We start from the raw sequence: 23,333 nt of genomic DNA on the forward strand, positions 1-23,333 counted from the left end.
TGCCATATGCGTTGCCGGCGGCAAAAGAGCCCGGGCGTTGAACTATCATGATCTGGAAAAAGCGCGAGAGGCCGCGCGCAAGATTCCCGGCGGCTCCGGCGGCGGTCAGGCCGCCCGGAGCACCGGGCCTGTAATTCGTATCGCAGGCGCGAGAAGGCGCGAAAAGCTCGTCATGGCTGGGCTTTTAACCGAGACAGGCGATATTGAAAAGCCCGAACTCTGATGCTTCCTTGCGGAAGGTGCCAATTGCGCATACATTTGTAGGCAAATGGCAAGCAGAATGGCCTGCAGTGCCAAGGAAACAATTCATGTCGGTCGCAGCAAGGGCAATTCGCGCAACACACGACTTTTCCGTCCCTACGGACAAGATCGATCATCTGCGCAGTCTGGGTTTCAGTAGCGAAGAACTCTATCGTATCGTTGCCCCCCGCCGCACGCTGGCGCGTCGCAAGGAACATGCCGAGCCGCTTTCGCCAGCTGAATCCGACCGCGCCCTGCGCCTTGAACGCATCGCCGAGCAGGCGGATCGGGTATTCGGTAGCCATGAGAAAGCCCAGCGTTGGCTGAGAAGCGAGATCATAGCATTGGATGGTGCAAGGCCGATCGATCTCCTTGAGACAGAGACCGGCGCCCACGTCGTTTCCGAAGAGCTTATCCGTATCGACTTTGGCATGCTTGCCTGACGATGCGCATCTGGCGCATCTCCAATTTCGCGGATCTCTCGGGTCGTGGCGGAACGCTCGTTGATGGAAGATGGAACAGGCGCGGAATGCCCATCGTCTATTGCACCGACCACCCTTCGACGGCACTGCTGGAGATACTGGTGCATGCGACGCGCGAAACCGTTCCGGAAACCTACCAGCTTATCGAAATCGACGTTCCGGACGGAATAGAAATGACCGAACCGGTTATCCATGACGGCTGGGACAAGGACATGGAATCAACACGGCGACAGGGCACGGACTTTCTCTCGGCCAATCGTTACGCGCTCATGAAAATTCCTTCGATCATAATGCGCAAGGCAAACAACTATCTGCTCAACCCGACCCATGACGATGCGTCACGCATTACGATTGCGGGCCTATACCATTATCCGTTCGACAGCCGTTTGATCAAATGAGCCGACGCCCGCCCGCTCACATCGAGAAATCGAAGCGATAGGTCGTCGACACGCCGATCATGAACTGATCCCTGGAGCCGCGCTCCTTGACCAGGCTGGAATCGGCGGCCGGACCCATCAGGCGGGAATATTCGCCGAACAGACTGGCCGTCATCGGCTCGGTCACCTTCCAGGTCACCGCGCCGCCCAGGCCCGCCGACTTCACCCCGCCGCCGGGATGATATTCGCTAAGTCCCGAGGCCAGGGACTCCTTGGCATCAACGCCGTAATAGGCGTCGAAATAGTCCGATGAGGCGAACGAAACGCGCGGTCCGGCCGAAATCCTGACGTCGGGCGTCACATCGTAAAAGGCGTCGGCGGCGATGTCGGCGACAAAACCGTTATGGGCGCGAATGCCGTGCCGCAATTCGGCGCGGGCACGCAGCCAATCCAAAGGATAGAATTCGAAGAAGCCGCCAGCCTCGCCGCCCCAGCGCACCGGGTCGAGACCCTTCAATTCGTCGGCGTCACCACCGTCGCGGGAAAACAGGAACTTGCCTGTCAGGCCGGCGCGGACGCCGCCATCGTCGATCAATGCCAATGAAATATTGTCGTTGCGCGAGGTGAAGCGCGCCGCGGGACCAGCCTTGCCGAGCGAGATGATCGGCGAGGCACTGAGCAGGTAGTTCTTGCCGCCCTCGAAATTCGGAGCAACCATGCCGGTGGCGCCGACCGTCAGGTACCAGTCTCCGGACAGCCAGCCGAAGGTGCCCTCGCCGGCCTTGGCAACGCCGCAGGTGCCGAGCATGAATGCGGCCAAGATCGTCGGGACAGACCGCATCGTTACTCCATACGTCGAACGCATTGGCCGATACAACCAGCCTTGACTGAAGCCATGGCGCCAGTTCGGTAAAATTTGACTTAATATCCGCAACATTGGCAGCGTTGGCCGGCTGTTCCGCGTTGCAGTCGAGTGTTTGGCGCACCAAGATTCCAGATCAAGTGTTTGGAATACGATAGCAGTTGCCTCGGCAGGGGTTACAAACATTCGCGGACAAACATGCCTGCGCTGTGAAGAGCGCGGCGACCGGCGCTCAACCCCGCATTCCAAACCGGCCAAGCGTGAATCATATGCGGCCAAATTTCGAGACCTACTTTGACGTCAGCCGCGCCAGCGGCTTCGGCGAGCCGAGTTGCGTCCGACAACAGCGTCTCGGCCGAACCGGCTTGTATCAGCATTGGGGGAAATCCGCTTAGATCGGCGAACAAAGGCGAGATCAGCGGATCGCGCCGACCAACGCCATTGGGAACATAGGCCGTTGCCAGTTCCTCCAAATACGCCCGGTGGATGATAGGGTCGATTGCGTCCTTGGTTGATAGTGTCGCGCCGGACATCGAAAGGTCCGTCCAGGGCGAAACCAGCCAAAGACATTGCGGCAACGGCTCGCCTGCCGTGCGCAATATACTGACCAGGCACAGAGTGAGGTTGCCGCCCGCACTGTCTCCGCCAACCACGATGCGATCCGACGCGATGCCTTGCCGGCTCAGAAAGCGCCATGCGGTGAGTGCGTCTTCATGTTGCGCAGGGAAAGGATGTTCCGGTGCGCGGCGATAGTCGATCGCGAGGGTGCGTATTCCCATTGCCCGACCTGCCTCGGTAACCATTCGACGATGACTTTTAAGGGAGCCGGAGCAGTAGCCACCACCGTGGAAAAAGAGCAGAACCTTATCCCTGTCACTCCCAGGCGCCAGGGACCACTCTCCCTCAAGGCCATCGAAAACCACGCGCTCGCATCGGATGTCCTCCGCGACCGGCCAGACCGAACCGACTTCGTCGAGCCGCGCCCGGCGTTCGTCCCAGCGGACCGTTCGTGGTTTTGACGTCAACAGCCTGCGAACGGCGTTGATCTCTGTCAGATCGAGGTGTTCGTTCACATCGCCCATTTTGCTTCCCTAGCCTCATCAAGCGTAGAAAACGGCATATAGCAGCAGCACACGTCATCGTATAAAGGGCCAATGCCAGCACTGGGAATTTTCGTTACACTTGCGCCGCGGCGAATACACGGGACGACGGGTCGCCCGTAAACCCGCTTGTTATCTTTTAGCACTGGCTCACCCCCCACATGATCGAATTATTCCATCTGGTATTTGGCCGCTTCGGGTCAAAAACGGAGGTCTAGCGGATCGCTCGGGAGTGTGGCGCTCACAGCCTGCTCGCTGGACGGGCAAGGCGATCGGCGCTACCTTCCGGAACAAAGAAGCTAGGCAACCTTGAGGGAAAAGGGCAATGACCGTGCACAGCGATGCCATGAAAGACGCCATTGGCCAGACGCGGGCGAAATGGGGATGGTTCGTCGCGCTCGGGGTGCTGCTGCTTGTCTTCGGCGGCATTGCCTTCGGCAATCTGTTCATCGCAACCGTCGCCTCGGTCTTTGTCGTGGGCTGGCTGATGCTGATGGCCGGCATTGTCGAGATCATCCATGCCTTCGGTGTGAAGACATGGGGCCGCTTCTTCTATTGGCTGCTCAGCGGCCTCCTCTATGCCGTCGCCGGCTTCTTCGCGTTCGACAATCCGGTCCTCGCCTCGACGGTGCTGACCTTCCTCCTGGCGGTCGCGCTTCTTGCCTCAGGCGTGCTCAGGGCCTGGGTCGGCTACAGCCACCGGCCACAGCCCGGCTGGGGCTGGGTGGTCGCGGCCGGCGTCATCAGCGCGCTGGCGGGACTGGTCATCGCCATGGGCTGGCCGGTCAACAGCGTGTGGGTGCTGGGCCTGTTCCTGGCCGTCGACCTGATCTTCCAGGGTTGGAGCTTCATCGCTCTTGGCTTGGCGCTGAAGAGATAAATTCTGGTTGAGCATGATCTTAATCGGAAAACCGGTTCCCACTTTTTTGCTTCGCTGACCTTCGGTTCGGGACCATGCTCTAAAAAGCTATGGCCGCGTCCAGCCCGGAAAGCGGCCTGACGCCGGCGAGCAGTGCCTTCGCCTCGGCCTCGTCACGCTTCATCTGGGCGACCAGCGCGTCAAGCCCGTCGAATCTCACCTCCGAGCGCAGGTAGCCGAAGAAGGACACGGCACAAATCTCGCCGTAGAGGTCGCCGGAAAAGTCGAAGACGAAGGTCTCCAGCAATGGCGCGCCATTGTCGTCGACCGTCGGCCGGCGGCCGAAGCTGGCGACGCCATCGTGAAGCGAACCGTCGGCGCGGCGGAAGCGGACGGCATAAATCCCTTCCTTGAGGGTGGCTTCCGGCGAAAGCCTCATGTTTGCGGTCGGAAAGCCGAGTGTCCGGCCGAGCTGCTGGCCGCCGATCACCTCCGCCTCGACGGTGAAACGGTAGCCGAGCAAACCGGCGGCCTCGGCCACATTGCCCTCGCACAGCAGCGTGCGTATGCGGCTCGACGACACCACCTCGGCGCTTTCGTCGCGAAACGCATCCACCAGCGTGACGCCGAAGCCGTGGCGCTCGCCGGCAGCCATCAGATAGGCCGGGCCGCCCTGGCGGTCCTTGCCGAAATGGAAATCGAAGCCGGTGACGGCGTGGCTTATGGCGAGATTGCGCTCGAGCACGCCGGTGACGAAAGCCTCCGCCGACAAGGCGGCGAACTCGCGTGTGAACGGCTGCTCGACCAGCGCCGCAAAGCCCAGATGCGACAACAGCCGCGCCTTCATCGGCGGCGGCGTCAGCACGAACAACGGCATGTCCGGCCTGAACACCTTTCGTGGATGCGGTACGAAGGTCAGCACCAGGGCGGGTACGCCGCGACGCTCCGCTTCGGCGCGCGCGCGTTCGAGCACCGCCTGGTGGCCGCGGTGGACGCCGTCGAAATTGCCGATAGCCACCACGCCGCCGCGCAGATGGGCCGGCAGCGGTGCGGTTGCGGAAATGCGTTCGAACATGGCCGTCATGGCTTGAACCTATTGCAGCCTGGGAATCACCGCGACCGGCCTGTAGCCATATTTTTCCAGGAAGGCCGCGAGCCTGGCCGGATCCGGCTGCAGCGTCTCACCGTAATCACGGGCATGGATCCCGCCCGATACGTAGAGCACGTCGAAGCCATTGTCGGCCGCGCCCTTGATGTCGGTCATCATGCCGTCGCCGATGGCCAGAACTTGCGAACGCTCGACCGGGCGGCCGAGAATGACGGCGATCTCCTTCATGGCGACATCATAGACCGGCGCGTAGGGTTTGCCGGCGATCAGCGTGCGTCCGCCAAGCTGTGCGTATTCGCGGGCCAAAGCGCCCGCGCACCAGATCATGCGTTCGCCGCGCTCGACGACGATGTCGGGATTGGCGCAAATGAAGGGCAGGTTCCTGGCACGCAGCCGCAGCAGAAGATCGGCATAATCCTCCGGCTTCTCCACCTCGTCATCGAACAGGCCAGTGCAGACCACGCCGGATGCTTCGAACTCCTCGACGAGTTCGACGTCGAGGCCCTCATAGAGCGTGAAATCCCGATCGGCGCCTATGTGGAAGATCTTTCGCGGCCCTTCCGCGATCAGGTCGCGGGTAACGTCGCCGGACGTCACGACACGGTCGTAGGCGGCGGGAGGAACGCCGATGGCGTTCATCTGCGCCACCACGTCGGCGCTGCGACGCGGCGAATTGGTGATCAGCACGACAGGTATTTTCGCCGCGCGAGCAGCGATCAGCGCGGCAGCCGCCGCCGGGAAATGCCATTCGCCGTTGTGCACCACGCCCCAGACGTCGCACAGGATGGCTGAATAGGCTCCCGACAAGTCTGCGAGCGAACCGATGATGTCGGGCGAATCCGCCATGCTGTTGTCCCTGTACCATGATGCTTGCAAGCGCCGCGACCGACGGTCCGCCGCGACCGGCTGGGATTAACCGAAGCGCTTCACCCTGTCACCAGCTTTCATAGCGCCGCAAGATTGTCGCACGGGGACGCCGGCGAGCACGCGATGGTGAAAGCTTTTCTTTTCCAGCGCCTTATGCCCTTTTTTAGAGGCTTTGCCGCGGGAAGCTCGGAGCAGCATTGCCGATTGCGGACGCGTGGTTAACAGGGATTGAAAACCCGTACCGGCCTTGAACGTATTTCAGCAATCGGAAATTTAAAAATGCGTGGCATCGTCCGGGAAAAATGGGGCGGGCGGGAATGCTGAAGGCAATAGTCGGAGAATTCCGACACGACAGACGTGGCAACTACTCGTTAATGACTGCAATCACCATTGTGCCGCTGATGGCCGGTCTGGCGCTCAGTGTCGACTACGGGGAGTTGCTGCGCCAAAAGCACGAAACGCTGAACGCCCTTGATGCGGCCGGCCTCGCCGCCGCCCAGCAGATCGTTGCCGGCGCCAGCGACGACGACGTCAAGGCCTACGCCAAGACATTTTTCGAAACCAATCTCGCACGTATCGACCCGGCGAATACAGCGCTGACCGTCACGCTGCCCAACAACAATGCCGGCGGCGGCACCCTGAAGCTCTGCGCCAGCCTCACCTTCCATCCCTATTTTCTACCGGCCGCCAGCCTGCTGATCGGCGGCACGGCAAGCGACACGACCTTCACCGAATGTTCGGAACTCCGCCTCAAGAACACCCTCGAAGTCGCGCTTGTGCTGGATAATTCCGGCTCGATGAGTGATCTCGGCTCCGGCACCGGCGAGAAGCGAATAAACCTGCTGAAGTCGGCCGCCAAGCAGCTTGTCGATACGCTGGCGCTTCAGGCGCAGCAGATGAAGCAGATCACCAAACCGGTGCAGTTTTCTCTCGTGCCGTTTGCGGCCTCGGTCAATGTCGGCCCTACCCACGACCAGGACGGCTGGATGGATCAGGACGGCATGTCCCCGATCCAGCACGAGGATTTCGACTGGACGACGATGAGTGCCGCCAACAATCCGGACAAATATGCCGAGAAGCTCAACGGCGTCTGGTACAAGCGCGGCACCGGCTGGGGCGAGACCAAGGACCAGCCGCTGACCCGTTTCAGCCTCTACGCCGACATGACGGTCGAATCGGGCCGCGAAGAGGTACCCAATTCGAAGCAATATGTCTGCGACACATACAAGAAGAACGGCACCTGCCAGTACGGCCATTGGAGCGCACCGGAATATATCTACACCACAAGCCGCTATGCGAGCTGGCAAGGTTGCGTCGAAGCACGGCCATATCCCTACAATGTCAGCGACACCACGCCCGATACAACCGCGCCGGCCACGCTTTTCGTGCCGATGTTCGCCCCGGATGAGGCTGGCACTCTGTGGCTCGATTTCAACCGTGACGGCATCAACGACGTCATCGGCACGTCCTACAATTACGGCAACAACTGGTGGGCCGATTGGCCCTATGTCGCCGGTCCTACCGCTTCCCAGCGCCAGTCTGACATGCGCAAATATTTCCTTGTAAAACCATATGGTTCGCAATCCGCAGCCGCAGGCGATGGGCCGAATTCCTCCTGCACCACCAACCCGATCACGCCGTTGAAGGACGTCAGCCAGGACGCAGAGAAGCAGGAGATCAAGGACGCCATCGACGCCATGGCGCCGAACGGCAACACCAACGTGCCGGAGGGGCTTGCCTGGGGCTGGCGAACTGTATCGAGCAACCCACCGTTCTCCGAGGGCCGGTCGAACAGCGAGAGGGGCAACGACAAGGTGGTCGTGGTGCTGACCGACGGAGCCAATACCTATAGCGCCGTCAGCGACAGCAGCTATGCCAACAACAGGTCGACCTACGCCGCCTACGGCTACACTGGCCTGACCTATCCGGGATCTGGAAGCGTAACCCGCCTGTTCATGAATACCAGCACCGATATTGGCAAGACCACCTATACCGGTGCCAACTACACGGCAGCACTCGACGAGCAGATGAAAACGCTCTGCGCCAATGCAAAGAATTCAAATATTCTGGTGATGACGGTGGCGCTCGACCTGTCACCCACAGATGCCGGCGACAAGAAGGCAATCGATGCGCTGAAGGCATGTTCCTCGGATTCGCGCTTCCGCAAGGATCCGGCGGACCCGAGCAAGCCGGTCAAGCTGTTCTGGAATGCGACAGGCGCGACGCTGTCCGACAATTTCAAGGAAATCGCCAACGAATTGTCGAACCTGCGCATCGTCGGCTGAAGGCGATGGGATTGGCGACTAAGGCAGGGGGGCCCGGCGCGCTGGCGCAAAGGCTCCTGCCGTCATGCCCTTGCGGGTTATGGAAGCATGTGGTGAGTGTCCCCACCCGGAGATGCGCTCTTGCCTGAACCCGCCAACCATCTTGCCTTCGCGCTGGTCTGCCTCGGTATGGTGCTGACGCCTGGCCCGAACATGATCTATCTGATCTCGCGCTCGCTGTCGCAAGGGCCGAAGGCCGGACTGATCTCGCTGGGCGGCGTGGCGCTCGGTTTTTTGTTCTACGTGCTGTCGGCGGCGTTCGGCATCACCGCGTTGCTGCTCGCCGTGCCCTTTGCCTATGATGTGCTGCGCCTTGCCGGCGCGCTCTATTTGCTGTGGCTCGCCTGGCAAGCGGTGAAGCCCGGCGGGCGCTCGCCCTTCCAGATCCGCGAACTGCCGAGAGACAGGCCGCGCAAGCTGTTCGCCATGGGCCTGATGACCAACCTGCTCAACCCGAAGGTGGCAGCGCTCTATCTGTCGCTGCTGCCGCAATTCATCAGCCCCGGCAAGGGCCACGTGCTGTCGCAGCTTCTGGTGCTCGGTGCCACACAGGTCGCGATCAGCCTGACCGTCAACGCCATCATCGCGGTGACGGCCGGCTCGATCGCCCTCTTCCTCGCCGGGCGGCCGCTATGGCTGGTGATCCAGCGCTGGATGATGGGCACGGTGCTGACCGCGCTGGCCGTCAAGATGGCAACCGACGCGCAACGCTGATCGGTCCTACATCGGCCGCCGGTCCGGCTGTGCCCGCTCCGGTTCGACCACCCTGCGGTAAAGATGCCAGGTCGCGTGGCCAAGGATGGGCATGACGACGGCAAGCCCGGCAAATAGCGGGATCGAGCCGATGACCAGCAGCACGGCGACCATCAGGCCCCACAGCGCCATCTGCAGCGGGTTTGTCAGAACTGCCCTTGCCGACGTCTCGATTGCCGAGACCGCGCCGACATCGCGGTCGAGCAGCAGCGGAAAGGCGACGACGGTCGTCGCCAGCACGATCGCGGCAAAGGCGAACCCGGCCAGGTTGCCGAGCAGGATCAGTGTCCAGCCCTTGCTGGTCGTCAGCACTTCGCGAATAAAGCCGACGATAGAGGCCGGAGGCTGATTGCCGTACAGGCTGGTGTAGATCGATTGCGCGGTGAACAGCCAGAGCAGGAACAGTACCACCAGCATGATACCGATGACTGCAATCGCGGGCAGCGCCGGCGAGTGGCGCACGTCGAGCGCATGCCACCAGGATGTATCCATGCCGAACTCGCGCCGGCGGCTGATTTCGTAAAGGCCGATTGCGGCGAACGGGCCGACCAAAGCGAAGCCGGACATCAGCGGATAGATGAGCTGGATGGCGTTCGAGCCCGAGGTCCACTGCGTCAGGATCAGGCCGACCACCGGATAGATCAGGCACAGGAACACATAATGCGACGGCTTGGCCCAGAAATCCTCTACGCCGAGACGGAGCGCATCGATCAGATCCTCGGTGCTGATGCGGCGCACCGTGGGCTGTACATGCATTCCACGTGCGTCCGCCATGACATGAAAGCCGGCCATAACCTTTCTCCCGTGGGTCGGGACGGCCGCCGCCAGGATGGCCGCCCGTAGCTGCCACTTCTCGTATAAGCACTATGGTAGTCGATTTAGGGGTGATTGTCGCCAAGTCGATGGTCACGATGGTAAATCCCGGTTATAGATTTCCGACGCCACCATCGACGAGCAGTTCCGTGCCAACGACGAAGCTCGACTCATCCGATGCTAGAAACACCGCCGCCTTGGCGAGTTCCCAGGGTTTGCCCATCCGGCCGATCGGCACTAGCGCGCGTATCTGATCGCCAAGCGCCTTCTCGTCCGCTTCGGGCAGACCCAGCTTGCCCAAGGCCGGCGTCTCGGTCGGCCCGGGGCTGAGGCCATTGACGCGAATACCGCGCTCGATCATCTCACCCGAGAGGGTGCGCGCCAACGACAGGAGGCCAGCCTTGCTGGCGGCGTAGGCGCTACTCTGGGGCAGGCCGATATGGGCACTGACCGAACCGCACAGGATGATCGATGACGGGTTGGAGAACATCGGCAACAGGGCTTGGATCAAAAAGAACGGCCCCTTGAGATTGGTCTGCATCAGACGGTCATAGACCACCTCGTCCCAATCCTGAAGGGGCTGATGCATCACATCGCCGGCGTTGATGTTCAGTATGTCGAGCCGAGGCCAGCACTGCGCGAGTTCGGCGGCAAGCGCACGCTGATCAGCGAGGTTGCCGGCATCATTCCTGATCACCTGCGCCGATCCGCCCAGCTCGCGCTGCGCAGCTTCCAGCCCGGACGGGCTCCTGCCAGTGATTGCCACCGTCGCACCCTCGGCCAGGAACTGGCGCGCGGTTTCGAGACCGATGCCACTGGTTGCCCCGGTAATGAGGGCATATTTGCCTTTCAAGCGACCCATGATTTGGCGACCCATGATTTGGCGACCCATGATTTGCCTTCCCAAAGACGATGAGAATGGCATTGTCGACACGATAGTATGCTTTGTATAGTAGGCACCGAATGGGTACTAAAGGAAATAATTTCGTGGCGCAGGCAAAAGCCATCGAGGTAACGCCAGTCGAAGGCGGAAATGGCACGACCGATCGTTGCCCGATGATCGATTTCGTCAATCTGGTTTCGGGAAAATGGGCCATTCCCATTCTTTATCGCCTGATCGTCACCGGTTGTCCGATCCGCTTCGGCGAGCTCCAGAGGGCCGTCGCACCGATTACGCAAAAGGAGCTCACGCGGCAGCTGCGCCTGTTCGAACATCGCGGTCTGGTCTATCGGAGGGTCTATGCCGAGATGCCGCCGCGCGTGGAGTATGAGATAACGCCGCTGGGTAGAACCTTGCGTGGCACGCTGGATTCGCTGGCCGACTGGATGCGTGTCAACGCATCCCACCTGATCACCTGACTAATCGTGCACGGATTGTTTGCCCTGCCCGGCTAAAGCCACAGGCGGTCACCGCGCGGCACCACACTTTGGCGCCGCGCGGCTGAGATGCGTGACAAAAGCTAGGCAGCGAAACGATCGATCACTTCGGCCAGCGGGACATGGCCAAGACAGGCACCCGAACCCGCCGGCTTTTCGCCACCCTCGATGGCCTGTGCGTAACGCACGGCCGGATCGGCTTCGATGCGGCGGCGTAGCGCCGCCAGTTTGGGATAAGCGGCGCCGTCGACCGCCTGGTGGAACTCCGCCCAGCGCGCCACGCCGATCAGCGTGGTATCGGCAAGCGTCAGCCGGCCGCCGACCAGGAAATCCGTGTCGACGATCATCGCCTCGAGCTGGTCATGGCGGTTGGTAACGACCTTGCGGCCAAAGTCACGCAAGGTCGCCAGCAGCACCGGTTCGCCCGGCTCCATTTCATAAGCAGCCCAGAGCGGGGTGAAAGCGGCGGTGAAACCGGTGTTCACGAAAGCCATCAGCTGGTGCATCCGGTTGGCTTCCGGCGAGCGAGACTCAAAGCTGATACGACGTTGCGTATCGCGAGCTTCGAGCCAGGCGGCAATCGCCATGGTCTCGGTGAGCACCCTGCCTTCGTCGGTGATCAACACCGGCGTTTCCTGGCGGCCGTTGATACTAGCATAGGCGTCGTTCTTCATCTCAGCGAGCATGTCGACACGACACAGGCGGTAGGGCTGTCCGAGGCGTTCAAAAGCAGCGACAAGCCCCATCGAACTTCCCAGCGGGAAGCCGTAAAGGAGAATAGGTTCCATTTCTTTCTCTCTTCCATGTTAGGGGTCACGCTGCGCAGCGAAACTTGACCCTAAACGCTGGTCGCCCCATGTAAATTACGCACTATTCTGTAACCAGGTCCCCGCCATGAAAGATGTCGTCTCACGCTGCCCGATCGAGGAGACCATGCGTGTGCTCAGCGGTCGCTGGCCCACCTTGCTGCTCTATTATCTCAAGGACGGTACCAAGCGCTTCAGCGACCTGAGGCGTGACAATCCGACAGTGTCGCACCGCATCCTGGCGCTCGAACTACGCAAGCTGGAGGAAGCCGGGATTGTGCGGCGAACGGCGCGTACCGGCTATCCGCTACGCGTGGATTACGACCTCACGGAGCCCGGTCTCAAGCTTGTGCCACTCATCGACGCCCTGGGCGATTGGTGGGAAGATACCGAGGACGATCGGGCCAGCCGGGCTACATCGACGCCGGAAACCAAACTCGTGGCGGCGGAATAGCCGACCGGCGATCACCGCGCCGCCAAGAACTGCCGGCGAGAGCCCAGCGCTCCAAGCCGTTCATACATTAGATCCCGCAAGACCAAGGCGACCGGCTATGAGGCGCGCCATTGTGGTCGGCCAAACCGGACAAGGCACGGGCCATCCAGCACCAACTCCTGTAGCATAGCTCGCCAATCCCGATCACCTGACCCGCCGTTCGATCTCATTGCCCGATCAGATCGGCTTGACTATGCTGGATGGCTGTCGCTTTCGATCCTGACGTGAACGAAGAGCCTACTTATCCTGTTGAAGTTTCTCCTGAGACTCTGCCATTTGATCGTCCCCAAGTTCCATATTGTGCATCGTTGCAATCAACCATTCGTCATGATCCCGCGTCGCCACTACGCTGATTAATCCGCGCCGACGCGGCCATTCGTTTCCCATCGGATCGAGCGCGCCAGTCATAGACCACCGCAGGTCGAGCGTGGCAACATCAGGGCGAACAAGCCTGTTCCGCACGCTTTCGGCGGATAGATGGCTGTGCTTGAACATCTTCTCAAAAATTGGGGCATGGAACTGCTCGATCTTGTCACGTCCAGTCGCCTGCATACCGAAGACGTTTGTAAACTCGGCATCTGCCGCGAATACGGCGGCAAAGGCGCGAGCATCGTGACGATTCCAAGCTTCGATCAGCCTGTGCGCGACACTTTCCACCCCTTCAGTTCGGATGTTGCCGGTAGCCATGCTGACCTCCTGTCATATAGTTCGGTTGCCATACTATATGGGCACCATATAAGTTTGGAAAGATGGATAATCAGCCATACACGCAGTCTCTGCTTCTCTATGCTTATCAATCGTCGGCGAGCGCTTTGGTCCAGGTTCTCCGGGAGAGCGGCCATTCGGCAATCAAGCCCAAACACGGCGCTGTATTCGCCAACATCGACGCGGAAGGAACCCGATCCAGCGTCCTCGCAGAGCGTGCTGGCATTGGCAAAGCATCGATGGGTGAGTTGATCGATGAACTGGAGCGCCTTGGTTATGTTCGGCGTTCGCATGATCCGAACGACCGACGGGCCAAATTAATCGTTGCAACTGACGCGGCGCTTGCGGTGATCCGGACCGTCCACGATTTCAATCAGCGTCTCGAAGACCAATACCGAAGGCTGCTTGGTGCTCAGGCGTACGAATCGCTCCGGTCGTCACTGCAAGCGATATCCCCCAGCAAAAATTTGCAACCGAGGATACCTCGCCAGCGCTCGTGAAGCCGCAAAGGTAGGGCAAAAGAAACTCTCTGTCCGTGAAGGCCTGACTGGGTATCGAGCTCCTGGGAGTGTCGAGCCCGAACAGCCGTCTGGGCGAATGCTGCCATCCGAGCAGGCCTGTTTCGATTGAGCGGTGAAATCAATCTGACACAGTGCCATCGCGTCAAAACCATTCATCACGCATTTTCACCGCCCTGCCCGGCAAAAGCCATGATCGCGGTTATGTCAGGCGGGCATGACCGTTACGAAAATCGAAAATTATCAGGCACAACCAAGCCTAAGCAGGCGCGTGCTGCTCAGAGCTGCCGGCCTTGGCGCCCTTGCCGGGCTCACCGCCTGCGCAACCGCCGTGCTGCCTACCGGTGAAAGCGCCGGTGTCTCTGCTTCCGCCGCCGGCACGCTGGCCGGCATCCGCGCTTCGGCGGGTCTGGGGCCGCTCGCCCCCGATGCCCGGCTCGAGCAGGCGGCGCTCCAGCAGGCCGGATATATGGCACGCGGCGGCCGAATGAATCACACCACCGGCTGGGGCAAGGACTTTGCCTCGCGCGTCAAAGACAATGGCATTGCCGGCGCTGCCGCCGAAAATATTGCCGAAGGCCGCTTCGACCAGCAGAAGCTGTTCGATATCTGGGTGCATTCGCCAGGCCACCGCCGCAACATACTCGACCCGCGCTTCACCCGCTTCGGCCTCGCCTATGTGCGCGACGGCCGCGACAGCACGCTTCGCTACTGGTGCCTTGTGCTCGGCAGATAACTTCCACCATTTGGACGGCGGAAGCCTGCTGGCGACCGATCCGTCAGTCTTTGCGGCCGCCGCCGAGCAATTCCTCGATGTCCTGCGCACAAACCGGCCTGCTGAAATGATAGCCCTGCATTTCGTCGCAATTGTTCCTGCGCAGGAAAGCAACCTGATCATCTGTCTCAACGCCCTCGGCGATGACCCTCAGGTTGAGATTTTGCCCCAATGAAATCACCGCGCTGGCCACAGCCTGATCGTTCTCGTCGGCGGCGAGATCCTTGATGAAGGACTTGTCGATCTTTAGCCGCGCCACGGGAAAGGTCTTGAGTGCGCTGAGGCTGGAATAGCCGGTGCCGAAATCATCGATCGAGATCTGGACACCCAGGCTTTGCAGGGCGTTCATGGTGGCGACCGCCAGCTCGATATCCTGCATGATAAGGCTCTCGGTCACCTCCAGCTCGAGATACCTGGCCTCCAGGCCGCTGTCCTTCAGCGCGCTGACGATGCGATCGATCAGGTTGCGCTCCCTGAATTGCCGCGCCGACACATTCACGCAAACGGTCAAGGGCGGCAGCCCCGCGTCTTGCCAGGCTTTGTTCTGCCGGCACGCCTCATGCAGAACCCAGTCGCCGATCGGTACGATCAGACCTGTCTCCTCGGCGGTCGGGATGAACATCGTCGGCATTACCGTGCCAAGCGTTGGGTGGTTCCAGCGTATCAGCGCCTCGACCGCAAAAACCCGACCTGACCGAAGGTCCACCTGCGGTTGGTAGAGCAGCGTGAATTCCGAACGCGCCAAGGCGTTTCGCAACTCTTCCTGAAGCACGAATTTTTCATGCGCCCTGGTGTTGAACTCCGGAGCGTAAAACTGGAAATTATCGCGGCCGAACTCCTTGGCGCGATACATGGCCGCGTCGGCATTTGCCAGCAGCGTATCGGGATCCGTCCCATCCTTGGGATAGTTGGCAATGCCGATGCTGGCCGTCGCCCGCACAAGATGCGCTCCGAGCCGAACCGGCTCGGCGAGTGCAGCCCTGAGCTTTTGCAAGGTCTCGGAAACGAGATCGACGTTCGCCGGCTGGTCGAAAAGCACGACGACGAATTCGTCGCCGCCAAGCCGCACGACGGTATCGGTCGCCCGGACGCAGTCGACCATGCGACTTGCGACGGTCTTCAGGAGCTCGTCGCCGGCATTGTGGCCGAGCGTGTCGTTGACGAATTTGAAATTGTCTAGATCAATGAACACCACTGTCACCCAGCGATCGTATCGCTGGGCGTACAAGACCGCCTGTGAAAGCCGGTCCTCCAACAAGGCGCGATTGGGAAGCCCGGTCAGCACGTCGTGATTGGCCATGAAGTGGATCCGGTCTTCGGCCTGTTTGCGTTCGATGGCGATCCCGGCGATGCGCGTGGTGAAATCGATGAGGCGGGTCTCGGCCTCGGTCGGCTCGCGCACCGTCATAGAATACATCGCAAAGACGCCGAGCACGGCGCCCTGATGCGACAGGATCGGCGTCGACCAGCATGAACGCAAACCGTGTGGGCGCGCGAGTTCGCGATAGTCCTGCCAAAGCGGATCCTGCATGATGTCAGCGACAATCACCGGCTCGCGCCGATAGACTGCGGTACCGCAAGACCCTGCCCTTGGGCCCACCGCGGCGCCGTCGACGGCGTCGGTGTAGTCTCTCGCCAGGCTCGGCGCGGCGGCGTGGCGCAAGTGGCTGCCATCCTTGTCGAGCAGCAAGACCGAACCGAATATCCCCGCCAGTTGGGACTCGACCAGACGCATGAGCCGCTCGAGCACGTCTTCGAGGGGAGCGCTCTTTGCGATCATCTCGAGGATATGCGCCTGCCCGTCGCGAAGGATTTCGGCCTGCTTGCGCGCAGTGATGTCACGGGCAATGCCGACGAGGCCGAAAATGTTGTTCTGAACGTTGCGCAACGGCAGTTTCGTAGACAGGAACCATTTGCCGGTGCCTGACGCATCGACGACGAACTCCTCCTCGTCGATCATCGGTTGTCCGTCGCGCATCAGTTGCTGCTCGATGAGGCGAAATTTCTGCGCAAGATCCGGCGCGTGAAGGTCGAAGTCGCTTAGACCGATCATGTCGCTCGTGCTGTCTCGACCGCTGTCGGACGCAATGGCTCGGTTGGCGACGACGAAGCGGCTTTCGGTGTCCTTCACCCACATGTAGTCAGGCACCAGGTCGATGAGCGTCTGCAAGGAGATACGCTCGTCGACGACCAAGCGGTTGGCGCTGAGCTCGCTGATGTCCTCATGCGTGGCCACCCAGCCGCCGTCAGGCATCGGCTGATGGCAGACCTGAATTGTCCGGCCATCGGCGAGCTCGGCTGTCCAGTTCCCCGAAGCCGTGCCCGAATTGACTGCCCGGGCCAACGCCAGATAAGCGTCCGCATTCATTGCCGAGGTTCCGACAGCGACGCGCCGCTCGACGATTTCGCGCAGCGCCGCACCCGGCTGCAATTGCTCCGGTGCAAGGCGATAGATTTCCGCGTAGCGTCGATTGCACAGGATCAGCCGTTCATCGGCATCAAAGAAACAGATGCCTTGCGAGATGTTCTCTATCGCGGTCTGGAACCGCAGTGCCTGGTCCTGAAGTGCCGCAATCGTGGCGCGAAGCTCGCGCTCGAGGGCCTCATATGAGGCAGTCGCCAGTTGTGCCAGCGTCGTCAAATTTGCGGATTCGGGCGCGCCGGCGGTTTGCCTGGATGACTTCGTGGCCAAACACAATTCCTCCCGCTGATGCTTGAGGCAAGCAAAGGAGGCTCGCCTTCAACCCAAAAGCGACTGCATATTGGTCCGGATATACTAATGGCAGGTGAACCTGGGCTCAACGCCGACGCGACCGGCATGGCAACGGAAACCGTGGCCGGTCGCGGTTGCCGTAAGCCCTGAGGCTTAGTCCATATGCGCGGCAGGCGCCCCACCGGCGGGCGGCGCAGCCTTTGGCTTGCGCAGCAGGAAAACAAACGGGACAGCAAGCAGCGTCATCATCATCAGCAGCTTGAAGTCATTGACGTAGGAGATCATCATCGCCTGGACATTGACCATGCGATCCATCAGCGACAGCGCCGTCGGATCGCCGCCCGCCGCTGCCGGCGATGCCGCCCAGAGGTTGGGATTGAACGGATTGATGTAGGCCGAAAGCTCGGCATGGTTGATCTGCGTGTTGCGTACCAGCAGAACCGTCACCACCGATACGCCGATCGACGAGCCAAGATTGCGCACCAGGCTGAACAGCGCCGTTGCATCGGTGCGGAAACGTGCGTCGAGCGTGGCGAAAGCCACGGTGGACAGCGGCACGAACACCATTCCCATTCCAAGGCCCTGGATGACGCCGGAACTGAGGATAAGCCAGTTGTCCATCTGCGGCGAAAAGCTCGACATCGTGTAGAGCGATTGCGCGGTCAGCAGGAAGCCGATGACGACGAGGATCCTGGCATCGATCCTGTGCATGATCCGCCCGACGAACAGCATCGCGATCATCGTGCCGACACCGCGCGGGCCCAAGACGATGCCTATGGTGAGGGTCGGATAACCGAAGATGGTCGACAGCATTGGCGGCAGCAGCGACATGCTCGCCAGGATGAGCACGCCCATGACAAAGATGAACGCGAGCCCGGTGACGAAATTGCGATCGAGGAAGATCTTCGGGTCGATAAAGGGGTGCTCCGCCGTCAACGTGTGGATGGTGAATACCCAGAAACCGGTGATGGAAAGACCAAGCTCGATCCATATCTCGATCGAGGAAAACCAGTCGACCTCGCCGCCGCGATCGAGCATCAGCTGCAGCGCGCCGACACCGAGCGAGAGCATGGTGAAGCCGAAGAAATCGAAGCTGCGCACGCGACGGGGGACGCTGGGAAGATATGCCGCCATGCCGAGGAAGGCGATGATGCCGACCGGCAGGTTGATGAAGAACACCCAGCGCCAGTTGAAATTTTCGGTCAGCCAGCCACCCAGCGTCGGGCCAAGGATCGGTCCCAGCATGATGCCGGCGCCCCAGATGGCCATAGCCTGGCCGTGGCGTTCCCTGGGGTTGATGTCGAGCAGGAAGGTCTGCGACAGCGGCACGATGGCCGCACCGAACACGCCTTGCATGAGCCGGAACAAAACGATGGTCTCAAGGCTCCAGGCGATGCCGCACAGCATTGAAAAGACGGTGAAACCGACCACGGCCGTCAGGAACAGCTCCTTGCGACCGAAGCGGTCGGCCAGCCAACCGGTCACCGGCGTCATGATCGCCGCGGCAACGATGTAGGAGGTCAACACCCAGTTGATGTTGTCGGGGGAGGCGCCGAGATCGCCGGTCATGGTCGGCAGCGCAACGTTGGCGATCGTCGTGTCGAGCGCTTGCATGATCGTCGCAAGCATGAGCGCAACTGTGATCAGGCCGCGGTGCGGTACTTCGCGAAAGGGTTCTGGGCTGCTCATGACGTAAAACTTCCAGCAGGTAACAAAAACGTGTACATTAGGTTTCCGGACGGCGAGGCCCCGCTGTAGAGAGACCCTCATCGCGGTGGGACGCGAGCATCGATGTGGGGGTTACATCGACTGAGCGTCTCGACAAAGCGGGCGCCTGCCGCCCGGAAACCTGAGGACCGAAGATCCTGCGCGGCGTTGTCTGCTCAGGCAGGCTACAGCGCAGCCCGTCCACGCATTCAACTTTTCCCGCGCCCCCCTCGGACCAATCCTGCATCCATCTCGCTGTTTGCTATGCGGCCGCTACCAGGCCTCTTTACCTGGCCTCGCCTGCCGTGGCGCGGCGGAAAATGCTCGGCAGCCCGCGGGAAACGCCGGTGTCCACCGTGACGGTCGCGCTCATGCCGGTGCGCAGCGCCGCCTTGGCGTCGGCATCGGTCAATTCCAGGCGGACCGGAATGCGCTGCGTGACCTTGACCCAGTTGCCGGTAGCGTTCTGCGCGGGCAGCAGCGAGAACTCGGCGCCGGTGCCGGCGCCGATCGCCTTGACGGTGGCTTCGAACGTCTTGCCCGGATAAGTATCGACCATGATTTCGGCCTTCTGGCCGGGTTTCATGTTGGTGAGCTGGGTTTCCTTGAAATTGGCGTCGACCCAGGTGTCGCCGGTCTCGACCAGCGAAAACAGCGGCGTGCCCGAACCGACATACTGGCCGACCTTGAACGAAGCGGCCTGGCTGATGATGCCGTCGGCGGGTGCCTTGACCGTGGTCTGGACCAGATCGTAGGCCGCCTTGTCGCGTGCGGCGAGCGCCGCCATTACCGTTGGATGCTTGTCGGTCTCGATGTCGGGATTGCCGCCAAGTGCCGCCTTGGCGCTGACGATCCCTTGCTGGGCCACGGCCAGCTGCTGCTTCGCCTTGTCGAGGTCGTTCTTGGCTTCGTCCAGAGACGACTTGGCGTTGATGCCCTTCTGGGCAAGGTCGGCGGCGCGGTCATATTGCGACTGCGCGTACTGGACCTGGCTTTCGTCGGACTTCTCCTGCGCCAGCGCCTGGCTGTAGGCCGCACGCAACTGCTCGACATTGAGCCGTGCGCCGGCCACCGCCGCGTCGGCCTGGGCCAATGCGATCCGGTAGGGCTCGGGATCGATAGCGAACAACACGTCGCCCTGCTTGACAGACTGGTTGTCGAAAATGTCGACCTGAACGATGCGGCCCGCCGTATCGGCGGCTATCGACACCTTGGCCTGCTGCAGATTGGCGTTCTCGGTCTCCTGATAGCGGCCGCCGGTCACCCAGACATAGCTGCCGCCGGCGATCAACGCAGCGGGCAGCACAAACATCAAAAGGAAGCGGCCGGCACGGCGCTTCTGCTTCGGCGCCACCGGCGCCGGAGCTATCTGCGGAGCGACCGTTACCGGAGCTGCCGCCGGCTTCGCGGGAGCTTCCATCTCCAGCTTGGCCGCATTCTCATCTAGTTTGGCTACCGCGTTCATGCTGCTGTGCCTTCCGTATTCTTCACTTTTTCCGAGGGCGGCGCCTCACCATCTGCAAGATTCTGCACCATTGTCTCCAGCGCCCTGACCAGGACGCGGCGATCTTCCGGCGAAACGCCAACGAGCGATTCCTCATAGACCTCGCCGGCAAGGCTCTTGACGTGGGTGTAGGCCGCGTTTGCCTTGGCGGTCGGGAAAATCATGCGCACTCGCCTGTCGGTTGCGTCGGGACGGCGCTCGATCCAGCCGCCCTCCTCCATGCGATCGACAAGACGCGAGACGCTGATCGGCTCGATTTCGAGAAGCTCGGCAAGCCGCGCCTGCGCGACACCCGCCTCCTTGGCGACACGTACCAGAAGCCGCCATTGCGCTGAAGAAAGGCCGAAACCACTGGCGCGCGCCTCGAAGCGCTTGCGCATCAGGCGCTGCACGTCGTGGATCAAAAAGCCTAATCTGTCGATGCCGTCGGAAACCATGAGCGACATATATAATAAGCGTGCTCATAATTCAAGGAGCCGGATTGTGCCAGAAGCCGGCGAGTGTGCATGGCAGTTGGTGCAGGGCGATCGTAGTTAGCAATTTATTACGCCGGGCGCTTGTAACGCGAAGCGATGCGGTTCTCGAGCGGCGCCCCGGATGAGCTGAGCCTGGATGCAGCACTTGTGACGGCGCCCTCGGGCGAACGCTTCGTCAGCATATCGGCGTGCTACATCGGCCCACTCGACGAAGGCCAGCAAATCATTCAACCTCTGAGAGAGTATGGCACGCCAGTTGAGCGCCGGATTGCTCCTGTCCCCTATCTTCAAATCCAATCGGCCGGGGACAGCCTCTTTCCGCGCGGGCGGCGCTACTACTGGAAGGCGCAGTTCATGCGCGAAATCACAGATCAGGCGATCGATACCATGCTTGCGACTTACATGACTGCACCCAGCGAATCGCTTCTGGTCCTGCAGCAGGTTGGCGGCGCCATCTCGCGAGTACCGATGGACGGAACGCCCTACGCCAACAGAGATGCACTTTACGATTGCTTCCCGATATCGATCTGGGACAATCCGTCTGACGACGAAACGCACATCCGATGGGCGCGCGACCTGTGGGATGCAATGAGACCGTTCTCGACCGGCGGCGTCTATGCGAACAATCTCGGCGAAGAGGGCACTGATCGGGTTCTGGCGGCTTACGGCGAGAATTATCCGAGATTGGCCGCACTAAAGAACAAGTATGATCCCACCAATTTCTTTCGCTTGAACCAAAACATCAAGCCTGCGGCCTGAGCGACCGCCCCAGGCCGATGCTCGAAATTCTGCGGCACCGCTACAGCTCCAAATTCCAGTTCTGGCCGACCAGATCCTTGCCGAAGGAATGGTGGCGCTCCTCGTTGGTCAATTTAAAGCCCGCAGCCTCATAGATGTGGCGGGCGGCGGCGAGCACGTCGTTGGTCCACAGCGTCAGTGTCGTGTAACCCGTGGCGCGGCAAAAGCCGATACATTCCTCGACCAGCCGCTTGCCGATGCCGAGGCCGCGCGCCGACGGCTCGACATAGAGCAGGCGCAACTTCGCCACCGCGTCCGACTGGCGCACGACGAAGACCGAGCCGACGACCTCGCCTTGCCGCTCGGCGATCCAGCTGCGTTCCCATTTCGGATCGAAGGATTTGACGAATGCGCCGAGGATTTCGGCGACCAGCGCCTCATAGGTTTCGTCCCAGCCATATTCCTGTGCGTAGAGCAGGCCCTGCCGATGGATAATCCAGCCGATGTCGCCGACTTGCAGAGGCCGCAGCATATAGGGAATTTTGGGCTCGGCGCTTCCGCCCAGCAGACGCTGTACCGTCTGCATGGCCTTGACCAGCCTGTCCTGTTCGGGAACTGGAAGCCGGTCGAGCAATGCCGCGACCTGGTCGTGCGAACCCTGGTTCAGCGGCGCGAAGGCCTGCCGCCCGGCCTTGGTCAGCGCGATCGTCGAACGCCGTGCATCCGTCTCGATCGTGGCGCGCTCGACCAGATCACGCTCCTCGAACTTCTTCAGCAGCCGGCTGAGATAACCGGCATCGAGGCCGAGATCGCGCCCAAGGTCGGTGGCGGTCAGGCCATGGCGATGCGCCAGCTCATAGAGCACTCGCGCCTCGGTCAGCGAGAAGGTGCTTTTCAGCAGCCCTTCGTCGAGCAGCCCGATCTGGCGGGTGTAGAAACGGTTGAAGGCCCGCACCGCGTCGATCCGCTCCTTGCCTGGGTGATGATGAATGGTCATGGCATCCTCCTCCCGGCAAGATCAGCGATTTAGTTGACTTAGTCAAGTATCCGTTTGAAGCAATTGTCCTGATGATGCTCACCGGGCGCCTTGACTCGCGCGAGTTGCCAGCCTATTTCAGCGCCACGTTAGCACTCCCCCAAGATGAGTGCTAACCACATGTCCGGCGCCGCCGGACGGAGGAACTGTTCTCACCATTCTCATCGAGGAATAAAAAATGGCAAAGTCGAAGTTCCGCCCGCTTCATGACCGCGTGGTCGTTCGTCGGGTCGAATCCGAATCCAAGACCGCGGGCGGGATCATCATCCCCGACACGGCTAAGGAAAAGCCGCAGGAAGGCGAGATCATCGCCGTCGGTTCCGGCGCCCGCGACGAAGCCGGCAAGCTCGTCCCGCTGGACGTCAAGGCCGGTGACCGCATCCTGTTCGGCAAGTGGTCGGGCACCGAAGTCAAGCTCAATGGCGAAGACCTTCTGATCATGAAGGAATCCGACATCATGGGCATCATCGGCTGAATATCGGCCTCACCCTCATTTAAATCTTCGGGCTCAATCCAAGCCCCTGCCAGGAGCTAAAAATGGCTGCCAAAGACGTAAAATTCTCCCGCGACGCTCGCGAGCGCATGCTGCGCGGCGTCAACATCCTCGCCGACGCGGTGAAGGTCACGCTCGGCCCCAAGGGCCGCAACGTCGTCATCGACAAGTCGTTCGGCGCACCGCGCATCACCAAGGACGGCGTCA

The 23,333-nt window shown here is 61.1% G+C and carries 25 protein-coding genes; 12 read left to right on the forward strand and 13 right to left on the reverse strand.

All coding sequences use genetic code 11. The annotated features are described in order from the left end of the window. Positions 1–37: 37 nt before the first annotated feature. The 3 genes from NKH60_RS26885 to NKH60_RS26895 all read left to right on the forward strand — a co-directional run bounded on the left by NKH60_RS26885 (position 38) and on the right by NKH60_RS26895 (position 1,120). Positions 38–223, forward strand: coding sequence for a hypothetical protein (locus NKH60_RS26885; RefSeq protein ID WP_352474531.1), 186 nt, complete (start codon positions 38–40; stop codon positions 221–223). Between the two features lie 85 nt (positions 224–308). Next, positions 309–683, forward strand: a complete 375-nt coding sequence (locus tag NKH60_RS26890) for an Xre family toxin-antitoxin system antitoxin (RefSeq protein ID WP_254817430.1) — start codon at positions 309–311, stop codon at positions 681–683. A 2-nt stretch (positions 684–685) separates the two neighbouring features. Then, positions 686–1,120 (forward strand): RES family NAD+ phosphorylase, encoded by a 435-nt coding sequence (locus tag NKH60_RS26895; RefSeq protein ID WP_254817429.1) that lies wholly within the window; start codon positions 686–688, stop codon positions 1,118–1,120. A gap of 16 nt (positions 1,121–1,136) precedes the next feature. Here the strand turns inward: NKH60_RS26895 and NKH60_RS26900 are convergent, their stop codons facing one another. Together NKH60_RS26900 and NKH60_RS26905 are read right to left on the reverse strand one after the other, a co-directional pair. Beyond that, a complete protein-coding gene (locus NKH60_RS26900) occupies positions 1,137–1,940 on the reverse strand; it encodes a MipA/OmpV family protein (RefSeq protein WP_352817449.1) in 804 nt (267 codons plus the stop codon). 197 nt (positions 1,941–2,137) lie between these two features. Next, positions 2,138–3,043 carry an alpha/beta hydrolase gene (locus tag NKH60_RS26905; protein WP_352874001.1) on the reverse strand — a complete coding sequence of 302 codons (906 nt, stop codon included), beginning with the start codon at positions 3,041–3,043 and terminating at the stop codon, positions 2,138–2,140. A 343-nt stretch (positions 3,044–3,386) separates the two neighbouring features. On the opposite strand from NKH60_RS26905, the gene NKH60_RS26910 reads away from it, so the two are divergent. After that, a complete protein-coding gene (locus NKH60_RS26910) occupies positions 3,387–3,941 on the forward strand; it encodes an HdeD family acid-resistance protein (RefSeq protein ID WP_352685523.1) in 555 nt (184 codons plus the stop codon). A 79-nt stretch (positions 3,942–4,020) separates the two neighbouring features. Here the strand turns inward: NKH60_RS26910 and NKH60_RS26915 are convergent, their stop codons facing one another. Together NKH60_RS26915 and NKH60_RS26920 are read right to left on the reverse strand one after the other, a co-directional pair. Beyond that, a complete protein-coding gene (locus NKH60_RS26915) occupies positions 4,021–5,004 on the reverse strand; it encodes a bifunctional riboflavin kinase/FAD synthetase (RefSeq protein ID WP_352874004.1) in 984 nt (327 codons plus the stop codon). A gap of 9 nt (positions 5,005–5,013) precedes the next feature. Beyond that, positions 5,014–5,874 (reverse strand): TIGR01459 family HAD-type hydrolase, encoded by an 861-nt coding sequence (locus NKH60_RS26920; protein WP_352503369.1) that lies wholly within the window; start codon positions 5,872–5,874, stop codon positions 5,014–5,016. Positions 5,875–6,212: 338 nt separating this feature from the next. On the opposite strand from NKH60_RS26920, the gene NKH60_RS26925 reads away from it, so the two are divergent. After that, positions 6,213–8,180 carry a pilus assembly protein TadG-related protein gene (locus NKH60_RS26925; RefSeq protein ID WP_502904307.1) on the forward strand — a complete coding sequence of 656 codons (1,968 nt, stop codon included), beginning with the start codon at positions 6,213–6,215 and terminating at the stop codon, positions 8,178–8,180. Between the two features lie 120 nt (positions 8,181–8,300). Next, positions 8,301–8,933: a LysE family translocator gene (locus tag NKH60_RS26930; protein ID WP_352685524.1), complete on the forward strand. Its 633-nt coding sequence runs from the start codon at positions 8,301–8,303 to the stop codon at positions 8,931–8,933. Between the two features lie 6 nt (positions 8,934–8,939). Here NKH60_RS26930 and NKH60_RS26935 read toward each other — a convergent pair whose 3' ends face one another. Beyond that, positions 8,940–9,764: a DUF2189 domain-containing protein gene (locus NKH60_RS26935; protein WP_352541597.1), complete on the reverse strand. Its 825-nt coding sequence runs from the start codon at positions 9,762–9,764 to the stop codon at positions 8,940–8,942. 133 nt (positions 9,765–9,897) lie between these two features. Further along, the gene (locus tag NKH60_RS26940) at positions 9,898–10,647 is read right to left on the reverse strand and encodes an SDR family oxidoreductase (RefSeq protein ID WP_352569766.1); all 750 of its coding nucleotides are present in this window, start codon (positions 10,645–10,647) and stop codon (positions 9,898–9,900) included. A 125-nt stretch (positions 10,648–10,772) separates the two neighbouring features. On the opposite strand from NKH60_RS26940, the gene NKH60_RS26945 reads away from it, so the two are divergent. Continuing rightward, positions 10,773–11,144 carry a winged helix-turn-helix transcriptional regulator gene (locus NKH60_RS26945; RefSeq protein WP_352503373.1) on the forward strand — a complete coding sequence of 124 codons (372 nt, stop codon included), beginning with the start codon at positions 10,773–10,775 and terminating at the stop codon, positions 11,142–11,144. Positions 11,145–11,245: 101 nt separating this feature from the next. On the opposite strand, the gene NKH60_RS26950 is transcribed toward NKH60_RS26945, so the two are convergent. Further along, complete coding sequence (locus NKH60_RS26950) at positions 11,246–11,950, reverse strand: glutathione S-transferase family protein (RefSeq protein WP_352874007.1); 705 nt, start codon at positions 11,948–11,950, stop codon at positions 11,246–11,248. Between the two features lie 106 nt (positions 11,951–12,056). On the opposite strand from NKH60_RS26950, the gene NKH60_RS26955 reads away from it, so the two are divergent. Next, on the forward strand, positions 12,057–12,422 hold the full coding sequence (locus tag NKH60_RS26955; RefSeq protein ID WP_352616838.1) for a winged helix-turn-helix transcriptional regulator: 366 nt from the start codon (positions 12,057–12,059) through the stop codon (positions 12,420–12,422). A gap of 276 nt (positions 12,423–12,698) precedes the next feature. Here NKH60_RS26955 and NKH60_RS26960 read toward each other — a convergent pair whose 3' ends face one another. Further along, on the reverse strand, positions 12,699–13,148 hold the full coding sequence (locus NKH60_RS26960; RefSeq protein WP_352616835.1) for an SgcJ/EcaC family oxidoreductase: 450 nt from the start codon (positions 13,146–13,148) through the stop codon (positions 12,699–12,701). A gap of 62 nt (positions 13,149–13,210) precedes the next feature. Between NKH60_RS26960 and NKH60_RS26965 the strand changes: the two genes are divergently transcribed. Both NKH60_RS26965 and NKH60_RS26970 read left to right on the forward strand, forming a co-directional pair. Continuing rightward, the gene (locus NKH60_RS26965) at positions 13,211–13,666 is read left to right on the forward strand and encodes a MarR family winged helix-turn-helix transcriptional regulator (protein ID WP_352685527.1); all 456 of its coding nucleotides are present in this window, start codon (positions 13,211–13,213) and stop codon (positions 13,664–13,666) included. A 235-nt stretch (positions 13,667–13,901) separates the two neighbouring features. Beyond that, positions 13,902–14,420, forward strand: a complete 519-nt coding sequence (locus NKH60_RS26970) for a CAP domain-containing protein (RefSeq protein ID WP_352874010.1) — start codon at positions 13,902–13,904, stop codon at positions 14,418–14,420. A 43-nt stretch (positions 14,421–14,463) separates the two neighbouring features. Here the strand turns inward: NKH60_RS26970 and NKH60_RS26975 are convergent, their stop codons facing one another. From NKH60_RS26975 to NKH60_RS26990, 4 genes are all read right to left on the reverse strand, one after another. After that, positions 14,464–17,151 carry an EAL domain-containing protein gene (locus NKH60_RS26975; RefSeq protein WP_352874012.1) on the reverse strand — a complete coding sequence of 896 codons (2,688 nt, stop codon included), beginning with the start codon at positions 17,149–17,151 and terminating at the stop codon, positions 14,464–14,466. A gap of 174 nt (positions 17,152–17,325) precedes the next feature. Further along, positions 17,326–18,861 (reverse strand): DHA2 family efflux MFS transporter permease subunit, encoded by a 1,536-nt coding sequence (locus NKH60_RS26980; RefSeq protein ID WP_352874014.1) that lies wholly within the window; start codon positions 18,859–18,861, stop codon positions 17,326–17,328. Positions 18,862–19,165: 304 nt separating this feature from the next. Then, entirely contained in the window at positions 19,166–20,344 is a 1,179-nt protein-coding gene (locus NKH60_RS26985; RefSeq protein ID WP_352474507.1) for an HlyD family secretion protein, read from the reverse strand. After that, complete coding sequence (locus tag NKH60_RS26990) at positions 20,341–20,820, reverse strand: MarR family winged helix-turn-helix transcriptional regulator (protein WP_352474535.1); 480 nt, start codon at positions 20,818–20,820, stop codon at positions 20,341–20,343. The genes NKH60_RS26985 and NKH60_RS26990 overlap by 4 nt, the downstream gene beginning before the upstream one ends. A 135-nt stretch (positions 20,821–20,955) precedes the next feature. On the opposite strand from NKH60_RS26990, the gene NKH60_RS26995 reads away from it, so the two are divergent. Then, a complete protein-coding gene (locus NKH60_RS26995) occupies positions 20,956–21,618 on the forward strand; it encodes an FAD-binding oxidoreductase (RefSeq protein ID WP_352874016.1) in 663 nt (220 codons plus the stop codon). A 40-nt stretch (positions 21,619–21,658) separates the two neighbouring features. Here the strand turns inward: NKH60_RS26995 and NKH60_RS27000 are convergent, their stop codons facing one another. After that, positions 21,659–22,594, reverse strand: coding sequence for a bifunctional helix-turn-helix transcriptional regulator/GNAT family N-acetyltransferase (locus tag NKH60_RS27000; RefSeq protein ID WP_352874018.1), 936 nt, complete (start codon positions 22,592–22,594; stop codon positions 21,659–21,661). Between the two features lie 217 nt (positions 22,595–22,811). Here NKH60_RS27000 and groES point away from each other — a divergent pair, with 217 nt between their 5' ends. Next, a complete protein-coding gene (gene groES / locus NKH60_RS27005) occupies positions 22,812–23,108 on the forward strand; it encodes a co-chaperone GroES (protein WP_006203049.1) in 297 nt (98 codons plus the stop codon). Positions 23,109–23,333: the final 225 nt, after the last annotated feature.

The sequence above is a fragment of the Mesorhizobium sp. M1006 genome, from assembly GCF_040318825.1.
GTDB lineage: Bacteria > Pseudomonadota > Alphaproteobacteria > Rhizobiales > Rhizobiaceae > Mesorhizobium.